Source organism: Azospirillum sp. UENF 112521 (assembly GCF_058780665.1).
This window is the reverse complement of sequence record NZ_JBSNCI010000002.1, coordinates 1-16,644: the sequence shown is the minus strand read 5'-3', so window position 1 is coordinate 16,644 and position 16,644 is coordinate 1. Positions and strand designations below refer to the sequence as shown.

Here is a 16,644-nt window from a genome sequence, read left to right as displayed (position 1 = left end):
AGGTGGAAGGGGGCTACGCGATGACCAACCTCAGCCTCGCGCTCCGGCTTGCCCGGCGGGAGCTGCGCACCGGCCTGAAAGGGTTCTGGGTCTTCCTCGCCTGCCTCGCCCTGGGCGTCGCCGCCATCGCCGCGGTGCAGTCGGTGTCGAGCGGGCTGCTCGACGGGCTGGCGAGCGACGGGCGTTCCATCCTTGGCGGCGACGTCGCGTTGCGGCAACTCTACAATCCGCCGGCCGACGGGCAGATGGCCGCGCTGAAGGCCGGCGGCCGGGTGTCGACCTCCGCCGAGATGCGGGCGATGGCCCGCGCGGATGACAACGTCCGCTCATCGCTGGTCGAGCTGAAGGCGGTCGACGATCTCTATCCGCTCTACGGCGCCGTGACGCTGGACGGCGGCGGCGACCTGCGCGACGCGCTGGCGCAGAAGGACGGCCGCTGGGGTGCGGTGGTCGAGGCCAGTCTGGTCGACCGGCTGGGCATCAAGCCCGGCGACACCATCCATGTCGGCGAGGGCGCCTACCGCGTCGCCGCCGTGCTGGACCGCGAGCCGGACCGCGCTTCCTCCAACGCCTTCTCGCTCGGACCGCGCCTGCTGGTGGCGCTGCCGTCGCTGGCGAACACCGGGTTGCTGCAACCCGGCAGCCTCACCTGGTGGAGCACCAAGGTGGCGCTGCCGCCGGACACCGACCTCAAGGCATGGCAGGATACCCTGCGCAGCCGCTTCCCCGACGCGCCCTGGCGGATGCGCGACTACACCAACGCCTCGCCGCAGATCGAGCGCTTCATCGACCGCATGACGCTGTTCCTGACGCTGGTCGGGCTGACCGCGCTGCTGGTCGGCGGCGTCGGGGTCGGCAACGCGGTGCGCAGCCATCTCGATTCGCGTGCCCGCACCATCGCCATGATGAAGTGCATCGGTGCGCCCGGCGCCCTGGTGTTCCAGCTCTATCTGGCGCAGATCCTGGCGCTGGCGCTGCTGGGCATCGTCATCGGGCTGGCGCTGGGGGCCGTGGCGCCGCTGGCGCTTGGCCGGCTGCTCGACGGCGTGCTGCCGGTGTCGGCCCACATCGGCGTCTATCCCGGCGCCCTGGCGCTCGCCGCCCTCTATGGCGTGCTGACCGCGCTGACCTTCTCGCTGTGGCCGCTCGGCCGGGCGCGCGAGGTGCCGGCGGGCGCCCTGTTCCGCGACGTGATCGCCCCGGCCGGCGGACGGCCGCGCACGCCTTATACGGTCGCGATGGTGGTATCGGCCGCGGCGCTCGCCGGGCTGGCGGTGCTGACCGCCCACAACAAGATCTTCGCCCTGTGGTTCGTCGGCGGCTCCATCGCCACCTTCCTCGCCTTCCGCGCCGCCGCCGCCCTGGTCACCTGGGGTGCTGCGAGGGTAGGGCGGGTCAGGCGTCCCGGCCTGCGGCTGGCGCTCGCCAACCTGCACCGGCCGGGCAACCCGACGGCGGCGGTGGTGCTGTCGCTGGGGCTTGGCCTGACGGTGCTGGTCGCCATCGCGCTGATCCAGGGCAACTTCTCCCGCCGGGTGTCGGAGACGATCCCGCAGGACGCCCCGGCCTTCTTCTTCGTCGACATCCAGCGCGACCAGTTCGACCCCTTGCGCGAGCTCGTCACCGCCGTCCCCGGCGCCAGCGCCTTCGAGGCGGTGCCGAGCCTGCGCGGTCGGATCGAGCGGGTGAACGGCGAGGATGCCGAAAAGGCGCTGGTCAACCCGGAGCAGGCCTGGATCCTGGCCGGCGACCGCGGCATCACCTATTCGGCGACGCTGCCGAAGCACTCCACCGTCACCGCCGGGTCCTGGTGGCCGACCGACTATGCCGGGCCGCCGCTGATCTCCATCCACCAGAGCGTCGCCGAGGCCTTCGGCATCGGTCCCGGCGCCACCATGACCGTCAACATCCTGGGCCGCAGCTTCGAGGCGAAGGTCGCCAACGTCCGTTCCGCCGATTTCAGCAGCATGGCGATCAACTTCACCATGGTCTTTGCCCCCGGCACGCTGGAAGGGGCGCCGCAGACCTGGGTCGCCACCGTCCGCGCCACGCCGGACGCCGAAACGCAGGTGCAGCGCGCCGTCCTGCAACGCTTCCCCAACATCACCATGGTGCGGGTGAAGGACGCGCTGGACACGGTGGCGGAGATGCTGGGCCATATCGGCACCGCGGTGCGCATCGTCGCCGGCATCACGCTGGCCGCCGGCACGCTGGTGCTGGCCGGGGCGGTCGCCGCCGGCCACCGCCGCCGGGTCTACGACGCGGTGGTGCTGAAGGTGCTGGGGGCCACGCGCGGCGACATTCTGCGCGCCTTCCTGCTGGAATACGGGCTGCTCGGCCTGCTGACCGCGGTCATTGCCGGCTTCATCGGAACCTTGACCGCCTGGGCGGTGCTGAAGTTCCTGATGCATTGGGAATGGAGCTTCCTGCCGTCGGCTGTCGTCACCACCGCGTTGCTGAGTACGGCGATCACGCTGGCTTTCGGGTTCTATGGTACTTGGCGGGCTCTGGGCCAGCCTTCGGCGCCATTGCTTCGGAACGAGTGACTCCCGTATGATGAAGCCGCAGGAAAAACGAATCGTGAAAGCTTTTTCATCTGGAAAAAGCGCCGCCGATTCCTATTGAACCGCCTGGCGGACTCGCCAATATGTCCTGCGACGGGATCACCCAATTCCACCGAGGAAACCAAACCATGGCAGACCCGACCTATAACCGCTTCGCGACCGCAGGCCGCGCGACAGATCGGGGATACTTCGACGAAGGCCTGCGCCAGCACATGCTGCGCGTGTACAACTACATGGGTGCCGGCCTGATCCTGACGGGTCTGGTCGCCGCGCTCGTGTCGTCCAGCCCGGCCATGATGGCCACCATCTTCGGCACGCCGCTGAAGTGGGTGGTGATGCTGGCGCCGCTGGCCTTCGTCATGGTGCTGTCCTTCGGCATCCAGCGCCTCTCCTTCGCATCGGCACAGATGATCTTCTGGGCCTATTGCGGTGCCATGGGCCTGTCGATGTCGGCCATCTTCCTGGTCTTCACCGGGGCGTCGATCGCGCTGACCTTCTTCGTCACCGCCGCGACCTTCCTGGCGATGAGCCTCTACGGCTACACCACGAAGGCCGACCTGTCGAAGATGGGCTCGTTCCTGATGATGGGCGTCATCGGCCTGGTGATCGCCGGCCTGGCGAACATCTTCTTCCAGTCGCCGGCCCTGCACTTCGCGATCTCCGCCATCGGCGTGCTGATCTTCACCGGCCTGACCGCCTACGACACCCAGGCGATCAAGGAAAGCTACGCCGAGGGCTACGATCACGAGAGCACCGGCAAGCTGGCCCTGATGGGCGCCCTGACGCTGTACCTGGACTTCATCAACCTGTTCCAGTTCCTGCTGCAGTTCCTGGGCCAGCGCAACAACGACTGAGCCTGAGGACATCCGACCCGAGACGCCCGATCGGACAAGCACCTGATCGACGCAGCAGCCGCCCGGAAGCACCCGCTTCCGGGCGGTTTTCTTTTGGGCCCGCTCAGGACTCTACCGTCACCAGGTCGCCCACGGCCAGTCCCAGCACCCGGTCGGCCCGCCCGCGGTTGACGGCGATCTCGGCCAGCCCGTTGGAGTTTTCGTACCACAGCGGCTGCCCCGGCCCGACGGCGCCGAAGGTGCGGGCGCGGGCGACGCGGGCGCCACCGGCGGTCAGCACCGCGTCGGCGGGCAGGGCGGAGGCCCGCAGGCCAGTCATGACGTTGCCGTAGACATCGACATAGACGATGCGCGGCAGCTCCTCCGGCCAGTCCGGCCGGTCGATGGCGGCGGGATTGAGCGGGCTGCGCGCGACGGCCCGGCCGGTGGCAAGGCTGGCGGCGACGGGGGCGAACAGGTCGCGGCCGTGGAAGCTGGCGGACAGCCGGTCCGGGATCCAGTCGATTGTCCAGGCGTTTAGCGACGTTGCGCGGCGCGCGATCAGGGCGAAAAGGCCGTTGTCCGGACCGACGAACCAGCGCCCGTCGGCCTCCACCATCACCGGCCGCCGGTCAGTGCCGACGCCGGGATCGACAACAGAGAGAAAGACGCTGCCAGCCGGGAAGGCCGGAGCATAGGCTGCCAGCAGATAGGCGGACAGCTGTGGGTCGAAGGCGGGGGCGTCGGCGAACAGGTCGATGACCGGCACGCCGGGCGCCTGTTGTGCCAACACCGCCTTCATCTGGCCGGTGTAGGGGCCGGAAAGTCCGAAATCGGTGAAAAGCAGGATCATCGAGGGCCTTCTCACCAGTGCTGTGGTGGTCTTGGCCCCCATCCTACCCCCATCCGAACCCCGCACTCACACCGACTTGGTATCGAGCGCGTAGCCGGCCGACCGCACGGTGCGGATCAGGTCCAGCTCGTCCTCCTCGTTCATCGCCTTGCGCAGGCGGCGGATGTGTACGTCGACCGTACGCGGCTCGACATACACGTCGTGGCCCCACACCAGATCGAGCAGCTGCTCGCGCGAGAACACCCGGCCGGCATGCTGCATGAAGTGGCGCAGCAGGCGGAATTCGGTCGGGCCGAGGTGTACGTCACGGCCGTTGCGGCGGACGCGGTGGGCGGCCAGAATCCATCGTCACGTCGGCAAAGGTCAGCACCTCGTCGGTCATGCCGGGAGAGGCGCGGCGCAGCACCGCGCGCATGCGGGCGACCAGCTCGGTCGGCGAGAAGGGCTTGGTGATGTAGTCGTCGGCGCCGGAGTTCAGGCCGCGCACCCGGTCGCCTTCCTCGCCGCGGGCGGTCAGCATGATGATCGGGATGTCGCGGGTCTTGGCGTTGCGGCGCAGCTGGCGGCAGACCTCCAGCCCGCTCATCAGCGGCAGCATCCAGTCGAGCAGCACGATGTGCGGCGTCTGCTCGCCGGCGGCCAGCAGGGCCTCCTCGCCGTCGCTGGCGGTGGCGACGCGGAAGCCTTCCTTTTCCAGGTTGTACTTCAGCAGCGTCAGGATGTCGGCCTCGTCCTCGACGATCAGGACGAGCGGCTTCAGGGCCGCGTTCATGGTGGCTCCGTTGACAGCGCGCGTCTCGACGTTAACCGGCATGGGACAGCCTTTTCAACAAAGGAGGAGGGGAGGGCGCAGAGGTAAGGCGGGGCTCAGCCATAGCGGCCGGTGATGTAGCCCTGGGTGCGCTCGTCGCGCGGGTTGGTGAAGATGTCCTCGGTGTCGTCGCACTCCACCATCTCGCCCAGATGGAAGAAGGCGGTGCGCTGCGACACGCGGGCGGCCTGCTGCATGTTGTGGGTGACGATGACGATGGTGTAGTTGGCCCGCAGCTCGTCGATCAGCTCCTCGATGTGGGCGGTCGCGATGGGGTCGAGCGCCGAGCAGGGCTCGTCCATCAGGATCACCTCGGGGCTGACGGCGATGGCGCGGGCGATGCACAGCCGCTGCTGCTGGCCGCCGGACAGGCTGGTGCCGGGTTCGCGCAGGCGGTCCTTGACCTCGCCCCACAGCCCGGCGCGCTTCAGCGAGGTCTGCACCACCTCGTCCAGTTCGTCGCGGCCGGAGGCCAGGCCATGGATGCGCGGGCCGTAGGAGACATTGTCGTAGATCGACTTGGGGAAGGGGTTCGGCTTCTGGAACACCATGCCGACGCGGGCGCGCAGCTGCACCGCATCGACCGCCTTGCCATAGACGTCCTCGCCATCCAGCGCGATCCGCCCCTCGACCCGGCAGCCCTCGATGGTGTCGTTCATCCGGTTCAGGCAGCGCAGGAAGGTCGACTTGCCGCAGCCGGACGGGCCGATCAGCGCCAGCACCCGGTTTTCCTGGATGTCGAGGTCGATGCCCTTCAACGCCTGTTTGGCGCCGTAGAACACCGTCACCCCGCGGGCGGTCATCTTGTTGGGCAGGGCGGCACCCGCGCGTTGACCGGGGCGGTCTTCGGCGCGGGGCCGCAGCTTCAGCGGGTTCTGAATGCTCATGACGCTCACCACCGTCTCTCGAAAATCTTGCGCAGGATCACGGCCGCGCCGTTCAGCAGGATCAGGACGCCGAGCAGGATCAGGATCGCCGCCGAGGTGCGCTCGGTGAAGGCCCGCTCGGGGCTGTCGGCCCACATGTAGATCTGCACCGGAAGCACCGTGGCGCTGTCGGTCAGCCCGTGGGGCACGTCGACGATGAAGGCGACCATGCCGATCAGCAGCAGCGGCGCCGTCTCGCCCAGCGCGCGGGCCATGCCGATGATGGTGCCGGTCAGGATGCCGGGCATCGCCAGCGGCAGCACATGGTGCAGCACCGTCTGCAAGGGCGAGGCGCCGATGCCCAGCGCCGCCTGGCGGATCGACGGCGGCACCGCCTTCAGCGCGACGCGGGACGCGATGATGATGACCGGCAGCGTCATCAGCGCCATCACCAGCCCGCCGACCAGCGGGGCGGAGCGCGGCATGCCGAAGAAACCGAGGAACACCGCGAGGCCGAGCAGGCCGAAGATGATCGATGGCACCGCGGCGAGGTTGTTGATGTTCACCTCGATCAGGTCGGTCCAGCGGTTCTTCGGCGCGAACTCCTCCAGATAGACCGCGGCGGCGATGCCGGTCGGCACCGACAGCGCCATGGTCACCAGCAGGGTCAGCAGCGAGCCGGCGATGGCGCCGCCGATGCCGGCCTGTTCCGGCTCGCGGCTGTCGCCGGCGGTGAACAGGGTGGTGTTGAAGCCCTGCGCCAGCGCGCCGGAGGCCAGCAGCGCGTCGGCGGCGGCGACCTTGGCGTCGCTGAGCCCGCGCTCGCTCTCCGGCAGGTCGCGGCGGTAGCCGCCCTTCACCAGCTGGTCGATCTGGTCGTCGGCGCGGACCCAGATCGTCTGCGTGGTGCCGGCCAGCGCCGGGTTCTTCGCCACCATCGCCTCCAGCTCGTAGGGTGCCCCCGACGACAGCAGGTCGTTCAGCACGCGGCGGCCGGCGCGGTCGGTGACCTGGGGGAACTGGGCGTAGAGCGCCCGGCGCAGCGGGGCGGCGTAGTTGCGGTCGGCGACCTCCGCCGGGTCCAGCGTCACCTCCAGCCGGATGCGCGCTTCCCAAAAGGCACTGGCGCCCTTGGCGACGATGGAGCCCAGCAGCAGAACCAGCATCAGCGCCGCCAGCGCCACCGCGGCGGCGCCGGCCAGCCGGAAGCGGCGCTCCGCGGCATGGCGGGCGCGCAGACGGCGGGCGAAGGCCTCGCTGCGCAGGCGCGACTTCGGCGGGGTGGTTGAGGCGGGGGAGGGCGTCACGGCCGCCGCGTCCCGCTCGACGAGGTCAGTCATATTTTTCCCGATAGGTCCGGACCACCCGCAGGGCGACCATGTTGAGGCAGAGCGTGACGAGGAACAGCACAAGGCCGAGGCCGAAGGCCGACAGCGTCTTCGGGCTGTCGAACTCCTGGTCGCCGACCAGCAGCGTGGCGATCTGGGTGGTGACGGTGGTGACCGCCTGCAATGGGTTGGCGGTCAGGTTGGCGGTCAGGCCCGACGCCATGGTGACGATCATCGTCTCGCCGATGGCGCGGCTGACCGCCAGCATCACCGCGGCGACGATGCCCGGCAGCGCCGCCGGCAGCACCACCTGCCTGATGGTTTCCGACTTGGTGGCGCCGAGGCCGTAGGAGCCGTCGCGCAAGCTCTGCGGCACCGCGTTGATGACGTCGTCCGACAGCGAGCTGACGAAGGGGATGATCATCACCCCCATGACGATGCCGGCGGCCAGCGCCGATTCCGAACTGACGTCCAGCCCCAGCGCCTCGCCGACCGAGCGCACGAAGGGCGCCATGGTCAGTGCTGCGAAGAAGCCGTAGACCACGGTCGGGATGCCGGCCAGGATCTCCAGCGCCGGCTTCAGCCAGGTGCGCACGCCGCGTCCGGCATATTCCGACATGTAGATCGCCGCCATCAGCCCGACCGGCACCGCCACCGCCATGGCGATCACCGTGATCAGCAGCGTGCCGGCGAACAGCGGGATGGCACCGAAGGAACCGCTCGATCCGACCTGATCGGCCCGCATCGCCATCTGCGGGCTCCAATGGGTGCCGAACAGGAAGTCGAGCGGTGAGACGACGCTGAAGAAGCGCAGCGCCTCGAACAGCAGCGACAGGACGATGCCGACCGTGGTCAGGATGGCGACCAGCGAACAGACGACCAGCGCCACCCGCACCACCCGCTCCACCGCCGGACGGGCGCGCAGGTCCGGGCCGATGCGGTGGCGGCCCCAGGCGAGCCCGGCGACGGCGAGGCTGGCGCCGACCGCCAGCAGGCTCCAGCCGGCGAGATCGCGGAAGCCCGCATAGCGGCGCGCCGCCTCGACCACCAGCGGATCGGAGTCGCGCCCGGTCGAGATGCCGTGGGCGAGGTTGAGGATGTCGGCCTTCAGCAGGGCGACCGACTGGCCGTCACCGGTGGTCAGCCGCTCCGGCAGGGCCGACAGCACCAGCTGCATCGCCAGCCAGCCTTCCGACGCCGTCCAGGCGACGAACAGCAGCAGCGCCGGCAGCCCGGCCCACAGCGCGACATAGACGCCATGATATGACGGGACCGAATGCAGCTCCGCCACCCGCCCGCCAACGGACGCCGCCGCCCGCGACCGGCCGATCATGAAGCCGATCAGGGTGAGCAGGGCCAGGATCAGGGCGAGGAGGGTCAGCTGCATGCGGGTCGCTCAAGAGGAGGAGTTGGTCAGAACTGCAACGGCGTCAGGTTGACCGCCTCGACGCGGGCGGTGTCGCGCAGCGCCTTCGGCTCCGGGATCAGGCCCTTGTCGACCAGATAGCCGTCGTCGCCCATCGCCCGCTCCGACGTGTATTCGCCGATGAACTCGCGGATGCCCGGAATGACGCCGGCATGGGCGTTCTTGACATAGATGTAGAGCGGGCGGGCCAGCTCATACTTGCCGGCGGCCACCGTCTCCGCCGTCAGCTCCACCCCGTCCATCTTCGCGGATTGCAGCGTGTCGCGGTTCTGGTCCAGGTAGCTGTAGCCGAAGACGCCGAAGGCGTTGGGGTTGGCGAGCAGTTTCTGGACGATCAGGTTGTCGTTCTCGCCGGCCTCGACATAGACGCCATCCTCGCGGATCGTCATGCAGGCGCGCTCGCGCGCCTTCTCGTCGGGAACCGCCTTGGCGACCTCGGCCAGTTTTTTGCAGCCTTCCAGCATCGCCAGCTCGTTGAAGGTGTCGCGCGTCCCGGAGGTGGGCGGCGGCCCCAGCACCTCGATGGCCGCCTTGGGCAGCGACGGGTCGATGTCGGACCACAGCTTGTAAGGATTGGCGACCAGGGCGCCGTTGACCGGCACCTCCTTCGCCAGCGCCTTCCACAGCAGGACGGTGGACAGTGACACCGGCGCTGCCTTCTTCGAGGAGGCCAGCGCGATGCCGTCATAGCCGATCTTCAGCTCGGTCATCGTGGTGACGCCGTTGCCGGCGCACTGGTCGATTTCCGACTTCTTGATCCGGCGCGAGGCGTTGACGATGTCGGGATGGGCCGGGCCGACGCCGGCGCAGAACAGCTTCAGCCCGCCGCCGGTGCCGGTCGATTCGACCACCGGGGTCTTGAACTTGCCGGTCTTGCCGAAGGCCTCCGCCACCGCGGTGGTGAAAGGGAAGACGGTGGAGGAGCCGACCGCACGGATCTGGTCGCGCGACTGCGCCCAGGCCGGGGCGGTGAAACCCACAGCCAGGCCCAAAGCGGTCGCGGCGAAAACATGGGTCCGGATGGTCACGGGTGCCCTCCTCGATCAAACGGAGACTGGTCCAGCGGAATTGCGCGGACCATAGACCCGGAGGGCGACCGATTGATTACGTTTTTATGACGCTTTCATGACAGCGTCATGGAATGGTGCGCCCCTCTCACACCCCGCCATATCCCCTCTCCCCCCCGGGGAGAGGGTTAGGGTGAGGGGGAAGCACGGCGGCCCTTCCACGAAAATCCTGACGCGTCTCCCCCTCTCCCCGGCCCTCAGCTCGGGAAAGGGAAGGGGCCTCGGCCGGCAGATAGACCGTGAAGGCGCTGCCGACCCCGACCTCGCTTTCGATGGTCAGCCGGCCGCGGTGGCGGTTCAGGATGTGCTTGACGATGGCCAGCCCCAGCCCGGTGCCGCCCATGGCGCGGGAGCGCGCGGCGTCGACGCGGTAGAAGCGCTCGGTCAGGCGGGGCAGGTGGGTGCGGGCGATGCCGTCGCCGCGGTCGCGCACCGACACCGACACCATGGCAGTGCCGCCGCGCCCGGCCCGCTTGTCCTTCGCCACGCCGCCCGGCGCCGGCAGGCCGGTGAAGCCCACCGCGGCACCGTCGGCCAGCGCCACGCTGACGGTCACGTCGGTGTCCTCGCGCGTGTATTTGATCGCGTTGCTGACGAGGTTCTGGAAGACCTGGGTCAACTGGTCCTCGTCGCCGACGACCGGCGGCAACTCCTCCGGCGCCTCCAGGCGCAGGCGGATGCGGCGCTCCGCCGCCTTCAGCTGAAGCGCGGCGATGACGTTCTCCAGCTCCTCCACCACATCGACGCGGCCGTTGGGCTGCATGTGCTCGTCAAGCTCGATGCGCGACAGCGACAGCAGGTCGTTGACCAGACGGGTCATGCGGCTGGCCTGATCGTGCATGATCGCCAGGAAGCGGTCCTGCGCCTCCGGATCGTCGCGGGCCGGGCCGCGCAGCGTCTCGATGAAACCCAGCAGGGAGGACAGCGGCGTGCGCAGCTCGTGGCTGGCGTTGGCGATGAAGTCGGCGCGCATCTGCTCCGACCGGCGGGCGGCGGTCACGTCGTGCAGGGTCAGGATCGCCATGCGGGCGACGGTGGGCGGACGCGGCGCCGGCTCCTCCTCGATCTCGCCGTCCAGCAGCGAGGGGTCGGGTTCCTGCACCAGCCGCTGGAAGGGCTTCACCTGCGCCTCGAAGCTGCGCTCCACCGGCACCGGCAGGGTGAACTCGATGATGCGGGACGCACCGCCGCGCAGCACCGAATCCACCGCTTCCAGCACCGCCGGCGTGCGCAGGGACGAGGCGAGGTCGCGGTCGACGATCTTGTCGCCGAACAGCTCCCGCGCCGTCTGGTTGGCGCGCACCACCTGCCGGTCGGCATCCATCAGCAGGAGAGGGGCGGGCAGGGCGTCGATCACCGCCTCGTCGGCGTCCAGCTGCATCCGCACGCTCTCGGCCCGGCGCAGCCCGACCCGGTGCAGGCGGCCGATGGTGGCGGCCAGCGCCTTCAGCGCGGGCGGCGTGCCGGCCGGGGCCAGCGGCTCGTCGGCTTCGGCCAGCCGGGCGGCATAGTCGGTCACTGCGTTGGCATCGCGCCGATAGGTCCGCAGGATCTGGACCGCACCCGCCACTGCCACGATGCCGGCCGCCAGCGCCAGCCCGCCATGCAAGGCCCCGCCATAGACCGCCCAGCTCAGCACGCCGGCAAGGGGGGCCAGCATCAGCAGGATGGCGGTCAGAAGCGGGGTGGGCGGCGACGCCTTCTGGCGCATGGGGTGGCACCGGATTTGAGAGTGGAGACGGAACAGGAAACCGCAGGTTCAGCCCTTCTACACCATCGCCACGACCCCCGCGCGGCGGTCATAAAAGATTCATGGCGGCGACTGTGCGGCTGGCCGTTGACTCCAATATCCTGGACCTTCATTCTATCTTCATGGAAAAGATGGAAAACGACATCGACAGCCGGCTTGCAACCCGGTTGCGCACGCTGCGGGCGGATCGTGGCCTGACGATGGACGGCTTGGCCGAGCGGTCGGGCGTCAGCCGCTCGATGATCTCGCTGGTGGAGCGCGGGGAGAGCAGCCCGACGGCCTCGGTGCTGGAACGGCTCGCCGCCGGGCTTGGCGTGACGCTGGCGACGCTGTTCGCCGAGGCGGAGCGCGAGGACGCCGACCCGGTGGTTCGCCGCGCCGACCAGATCGCCTGGACCGACCCGGCCACCGGCTATCGCCGCCGCAACCTGTCGCCGCCGGGCTATCCGTCCCCCATCGAGCTGGTGGAGGTGGAGCTGCCCCCGGGCGCCCGCGTCTCCTACGACAGCGGCACCCGCGCCGCCGTTGTCGAGCAGCAGATCCATCTGCTGGACGGCACCATCGAGCTGACGGTGGGGGAGGTGACGCACCGGCTGGACACGGGCGATTGCCTCGCCATGCGGCTCGACCGGCCGACCGGCTTCCACAACCCGACCGACCGCACCGCCCGCTACATCGTGGCGCTGACCACTGAGGGGCGCGGCGGGTCAAACGCCGTTAAACGCTGAAGGAGCGAGCCATGGACGCTGCCTGCCTGGACCCGAACCGGCGGAGTGGAGACGGTGCGGTGACGGTCCGCCTGCTGACGGCGGAGGACGCCGGCGCCGCCGTGCCGGGCCTGACCGACGTGCTGCTGGATTGCGTGGAGGGCGGCGCGTCGGTCAGCTTCATGGCTCCCCTCGACCGCGCCACCGCCGAAGGCTTCTGGCGGAGCGTGGCGGCCGGGGTGGAGCGGGGGGAGCGCATGTTGCTGGTGGCGGAGGATGGCGAGGGCGTGCTCGGCACCGTCCAGCTGGTTGTCGCCCAGCCGCCGAACCAGCCGCACCGCGCCGACCTGTCCAAGATGCTGGTCCACCGCCGCGCCCGCTGCCGGGGCGTCGGCGCCGCCCTGATGCAGGCTGCCGAGGATGCGGGACGCGCCGCCGGCAAGACCCTGCTGGTGCTGGACACCGCCTCGCCCGAGGCCGAACGGCTCTACACCCGCGCCGGCTGGGTGAAGGTCGGCGTCATCCCGAACTTCGCCCTGTGGCCGCAAGGAGGGCTCTGCGACACGGCGTTCTTCTACAAGGCGTTGGGGTGAGTGCATCCTTTAAACCCCTCTCCCGGGGCGGGAGAGGGGGGTGTCCTCCACCGCGGCGGAAGAAGAGGCGTCCTACCTCACCTCACCACGGCAGCGAGTCATGCGCCGCCAATGCTGCGGCGGTGACGATGTCGTTGACCGAGGCGCCCATGGTGACGATCTGCGCCGGCTTGTCCAAGCCGATCAGCAGCGGGCCGATCATCTGGCCGCCGGCCATCTTGTTCAGCAGCTTGGCCGAGATGTTGGCCGAATGCAGGCCGGGCATGATCAGCACGTTGGCCGGACCGGACAGCCGGCAGAACGGGTAGACCCGCTTCATCAGCTGGTAATCCAGCGCCACGTCGGCCGACATCTCGCCGTCATACTCGAAATCGACCCGGCGGCTGTCGAGGATCGACAGGGCTTCCCGCAGCGGATCGGTGTTCGGATGCGGCGTCTGGCCGAAGTTGGAGAAGGACAGCATCGCGATCCGCGGCTCGTGCCCCATCTGCCGGGCCTTGGCCGCAGCCCCGATGGCGATGTCGGCCAGCGTCTTGCCGTCGGGACGGACATGGACGGTGGTGTCGGCGATGAAGACGGTGCGGTTGCGGGTGATCGACAGGTGCAGGCCGAACACCGGCCCGCTCGCCTTGGGATCGATGACGCGGCGGATTTCCTCGTAGGCGACGCCGAAGCTGCGGGTCAGGCCGGTCACCATGGCATGGGCGTCGCCCTGCGCCACCATGCAGGCGGCGAAGACGTTGCGGTCCTGGTTGACCATCCGCTGGCAGTCGCGCAGCAGCGCGCCCTTGCGCTGCAGGCGGCGGTAAAGGTGGTCGGCATAGCGGCGGTTGGCGTCCGACAGGCGGGCGTTGTGGATCTCGAACTGGACGTTGGGCTGCCCCATCGCCGTCAGCTGTTCCCGGATGACCTCCTCCCGGCCGATCAGCACCGGCGTGCCGTAGCCGTGGGCGCGGAAGGCCATGGCGGCGCGGATCGTCCGCTCCTCCTCGCCCTCGGCGAAGACGACGCGGCGCGGGTTGGTCCGCACCTTCTCCAGGATCAGCTCCAGGCTGTCGGCGGTCGGGTCCAGGCGGGTGCGCAGGCTGTGCTTGTAGCTGGTCAGGTCGAGGATCGGCTTGCGCGCCACCCCGCTTTCCATCGCCGCCTGGGCGACGGCGGCCGGAACCGTGACGATCAGGCGCGGATCGAACGGCACCGGGATGATGTAGTCCGGGCCGTAGCGCAGCCGGCGACCGGAATAGGCGGCATCGACCTCGTCCGGCACGTCCTCGCGCGCCAGTGCGGCCAGCGCCTTGGCGGCGGCGACCTTCATCGCCTCGTTGATGGTGGTGGCGCGGACGTCGAGCGCGCCGCGGAACAGATAGGGGAAGCCCAGGACGTTGTTGACCTGGTTCGGATAGTCGGAGCGGCCGGTCGCCACGATGGCGTCGCCGCGCACCGCCTTGACCTCCTCCGGCGTGATCTCCGGATCAGGGTTGGCCAGCGCGAAGATGATCGGCTTGGCCGCCATCGACTTGACCATCTCCGGCGTCATCGCCCCCTTGGCCGACAGGCCGACGAACACGTCGGAGCCGGCAACCGCCTCTTCCAGCGTGCGCTTGTCGGTGTCGACGGCGAAGGACGACTTCCACTGGTTCATGCCGTTGGTGCGGCCGCGGTAGACCACGCCCTTGGTGTCGCACAGGATGATGTTTTCACGTGAAACACCCATCGTGCAGAACAGCTCGGCGCAGGCGATGCCCGCCGCACCGGCGCCGTTCACCACCATCTTCACGTCCTCGACCTTGCGGCCGGTGATGTCGCAGGCGTTGATCAGGCCGGCGGCGGCGATGATCGCGGTGCCGTGCTGGTCGTCGTGGAAGACCGGGATGTCCAGCAGTTCGCGCAGCCGCTCCTCGATGATGAAGCAGTCGGGCGCCTTGATGTCTTCCAGGTTGATGCCGCCGAAGCTGGGGCCGAGGAAGCGCACGCAGTTGACGAATTCGTCCACGTCGCGGGTGTCGACCTCGAGGTCGATGCCGTCGACGTCGGCGAAGCGCTTGAACAGCACCGCCTTGCCTTCCATCACCGGCTTGCCGGCGAGCGCACCCAGGTCGCCCAGCCCCAGCACCGCCGTGCCGTTGGAAATGATGGCGACGATGTTGCCCTTGGCCGTGTAGTCGTAGGCGAGCGACGGGTCTTCGGCGATGCGCAGGCAGGGGGCGGCGACGCCGGGGGAATAGGCCAGCGCCAGATCGCGTTGGGTGGTCAGCGGCTTGGTCGGGGTGATTTCCAGCTTGCCGGGCCGGCCGCTCGAATGCAGCAGCAGGGCCTCTTCGTCGGTGACGCGCTTGGTGTCGGACATGGATGTCGTGTTCCTCAACGGAGTGCATAGCCCGTCGGTCTTCATTGATGCCCTTCTGGGCGGTGCGCTGCCGACGGTGGGGCCGCGATGGTACACGCGGCACGCGCAACTCGCCAAGCCTCCAAAGCCCGCTTTTTGTACGAATCATGCATTTTTTTGACGATTGAAGACACATTCAGTTGGTATTGCGTCCTATCTGCTGCGCTCGCCTTGCATGACCATGGCGTTTGGGATGGCCGGGCGGTGGCTGTTACCATCGGGGGCGGTCCCGCGATCCGCGCTTTTCCGCCTCTGCCGGAGCCTCCATCTTGTCCCAGGCCACACGCCCTGCGGCGCCCACCGCTTTGACGCCCGACGAACGCCGCATCACGCTGGTCATCGCGGCGGTGCAGTTCATCAACATCCTGGATTTCATGATGGTGATGCCGCTCGGCCCCGACTTCGCGCGGGCGCTTGGCATTCCGGCGGCACACATCGGCTATATCGGCGGCAGCTACACCGCCGCCGCCGCGGTGGCCGGGCTGATCGGCTCGATGCTGCTCGACCGCTTCGACCGCCGCAGGGCGCTTGCCGTGGCGATGGCCGGGCTGATCGTCTCCACCGCACTCGGCGGCTTGGCCTGGGACTTCCCGTCGCTGCTGGCGGCCCGCGTGCTGGCCGGGCTGTTCGGCGGTCCTGCCGTCGCGGTCGCCATCGCCACGCTGACCGACCAGGTGGCGCCGCAGCGGCGCGGACAGGCGATGGGGGCCGTGATGTCGGCCTTCTCGCTGTCGGCCATCGCCGGGGTGCCGGTCGGGTTGGAGCTGGCGCTCTATGGCGGCTGGCGCCTGCCATTCTTCGCGGTGGCCGCCGCCGGGCTGGTCGTCGCCGTCGCCGCCATCGCCATCCTGCCGCCGCAGCGCGGCCATCTGGCCGCCGGGGCAGGGGCGGGGGTGAAGACCGGCGCGTGGGTGCGGATGACGGCGCTGCTGTCCCGCCGCAAGGTCTGGCTGGCCTACGCCACCGTGGCACTGGTGCAGGTCCAGCAATTCATGATCGTCCCCAACATCGCCGCCTATGTGCAGGGCAATCTGGGCTTCCCGCGCGACCATCTGAGCCTGGTCTACATGACCGGCGGCGCGCTGAGCTTCTTCGCCTCGCGCTGGGCCGGCCGTCTGGTCGACCGCCACGGCTCCAGCGCCATCACTTTCGCGGCGACCGTGGGGTTGAGCGTCGTGATCTTCACCGCCTTCATCGGCTACCGTCCCTGGATGCCGGTGCTGGGGCTGTTCCCCTTCTTCATGACCTTCGTCGGCGTCCGCATGGTCGCCAACGGCGCCGCCTTCTCCCGCGTGCCCGACCCGCAGGAGCGCGCCGGCTTCATGGCGCTGGTGTCGGCGGTCCAGCATCTCAGCTCGGCCTTCGGCGCCTTCCTGTCGGCGGAGATCCTGACCAACGCGCCCGACGGCCGGCTGGAGCATGTCTCGACCATGGCCATGGTCTCCATCGCCATCGGGCTT

General features: G+C 69.2%; 12 protein-coding genes and 1 pseudogene. 5 read left to right on the top strand and 8 right to left on the bottom strand.

Going from position 1 to position 16,644, the window contains the following annotated elements; all coding sequences use genetic code 11:
* Positions 1–20 precede the first annotated feature (20 nt).
* Together ACWPN8_RS02215 and ACWPN8_RS02210 are read left to right on the top strand one after the other, a co-directional pair.
* On the top strand, positions 21–2,546 hold the full coding sequence (locus ACWPN8_RS02215; protein ID WP_492239777.1) for an ABC transporter permease: 2,526 nt from the start codon (positions 21–23) through the stop codon (positions 2,544–2,546).
* 146 nt (positions 2,547–2,692) lie between these two features.
* Positions 2,693–3,418: a Bax inhibitor-1/YccA family protein gene (locus tag ACWPN8_RS02210; RefSeq protein WP_063635611.1), complete on the top strand. Its 726-nt coding sequence runs from the start codon at positions 2,693–2,695 to the stop codon at positions 3,416–3,418.
* Between the two features lie 103 nt (positions 3,419–3,521).
* Here ACWPN8_RS02210 and ACWPN8_RS02205 read toward each other — a convergent pair whose 3' ends face one another.
* From ACWPN8_RS02205 to ACWPN8_RS02175, 7 genes and pseudogenes are all read right to left on the bottom strand, one after another.
* Complete coding sequence (locus ACWPN8_RS02205; protein WP_492239776.1) at positions 3,522–4,250, bottom strand: SAM hydrolase/SAM-dependent halogenase family protein; 729 nt, start codon at positions 4,248–4,250, stop codon at positions 3,522–3,524.
* 66 nt (positions 4,251–4,316) lie between these two features.
* Positions 4,317–5,022 (bottom strand): annotated as a pseudogene (phoB, locus tag ACWPN8_RS02200) (phosphate regulon transcriptional regulator PhoB).
* Positions 5,023–5,117: 95 nt separating this feature from the next.
* Positions 5,118–5,948, bottom strand: coding sequence for a phosphate ABC transporter ATP-binding protein PstB (gene pstB, locus ACWPN8_RS02195; protein ID WP_109096012.1), 831 nt, complete (start codon positions 5,946–5,948; stop codon positions 5,118–5,120).
* Positions 5,949–5,953: 5 nt separating this feature from the next.
* Positions 5,954–7,267 (bottom strand): phosphate ABC transporter permease PstA, encoded by a 1,314-nt coding sequence (pstA, locus tag ACWPN8_RS02190; protein WP_492239775.1) that lies wholly within the window; start codon positions 7,265–7,267, stop codon positions 5,954–5,956.
* The gene (pstC, locus tag ACWPN8_RS02185) at positions 7,260–8,642 is read right to left on the bottom strand and encodes a phosphate ABC transporter permease subunit PstC (protein WP_492239774.1); all 1,383 of its coding nucleotides are present in this window, start codon (positions 8,640–8,642) and stop codon (positions 7,260–7,262) included. Before pstC ends, pstA begins: the two co-directional genes overlap by 8 nt.
* 26 nt (positions 8,643–8,668) lie before the next feature.
* Positions 8,669–9,709, bottom strand: coding sequence for a PstS family phosphate ABC transporter substrate-binding protein (locus ACWPN8_RS02180; protein ID WP_492239773.1), 1,041 nt, complete (start codon positions 9,707–9,709; stop codon positions 8,669–8,671).
* Between the two features lie 127 nt (positions 9,710–9,836).
* The gene (locus ACWPN8_RS02175) at positions 9,837–11,459 is read right to left on the bottom strand and encodes an ATP-binding protein (RefSeq protein ID WP_492239772.1); all 1,623 of its coding nucleotides are present in this window, start codon (positions 11,457–11,459) and stop codon (positions 9,837–9,839) included.
* A gap of 170 nt (positions 11,460–11,629) precedes the next feature.
* Here ACWPN8_RS02175 and ACWPN8_RS02170 point away from each other — a divergent pair, with 170 nt between their 5' ends.
* Positions 11,630–12,226, top strand: a complete 597-nt coding sequence (locus ACWPN8_RS02170; protein ID WP_492239771.1) for a helix-turn-helix domain-containing protein — start codon at positions 11,630–11,632, stop codon at positions 12,224–12,226.
* An 11-nt stretch (positions 12,227–12,237) separates the two neighbouring features.
* Entirely contained in the window at positions 12,238–12,798 is a 561-nt protein-coding gene (locus ACWPN8_RS02165; protein WP_492239769.1) for a GNAT family N-acetyltransferase, read from the top strand.
* 82 nt (positions 12,799–12,880) lie between these two features.
* Here ACWPN8_RS02165 and ACWPN8_RS02160 read toward each other — a convergent pair whose 3' ends face one another.
* On the bottom strand, positions 12,881–15,145 hold the full coding sequence (locus ACWPN8_RS02160) for an NADP-dependent malic enzyme (RefSeq protein ID WP_492239768.1): 2,265 nt from the start codon (positions 15,143–15,145) through the stop codon (positions 12,881–12,883).
* A 308-nt stretch (positions 15,146–15,453) separates the two neighbouring features.
* Here ACWPN8_RS02160 and ACWPN8_RS02155 point away from each other — a divergent pair.
* A partial coding sequence (locus ACWPN8_RS02155) for an MFS transporter (protein WP_492239767.1) occupies positions 15,454–16,644 on the top strand: 1,191 nt, incomplete at its 3' end.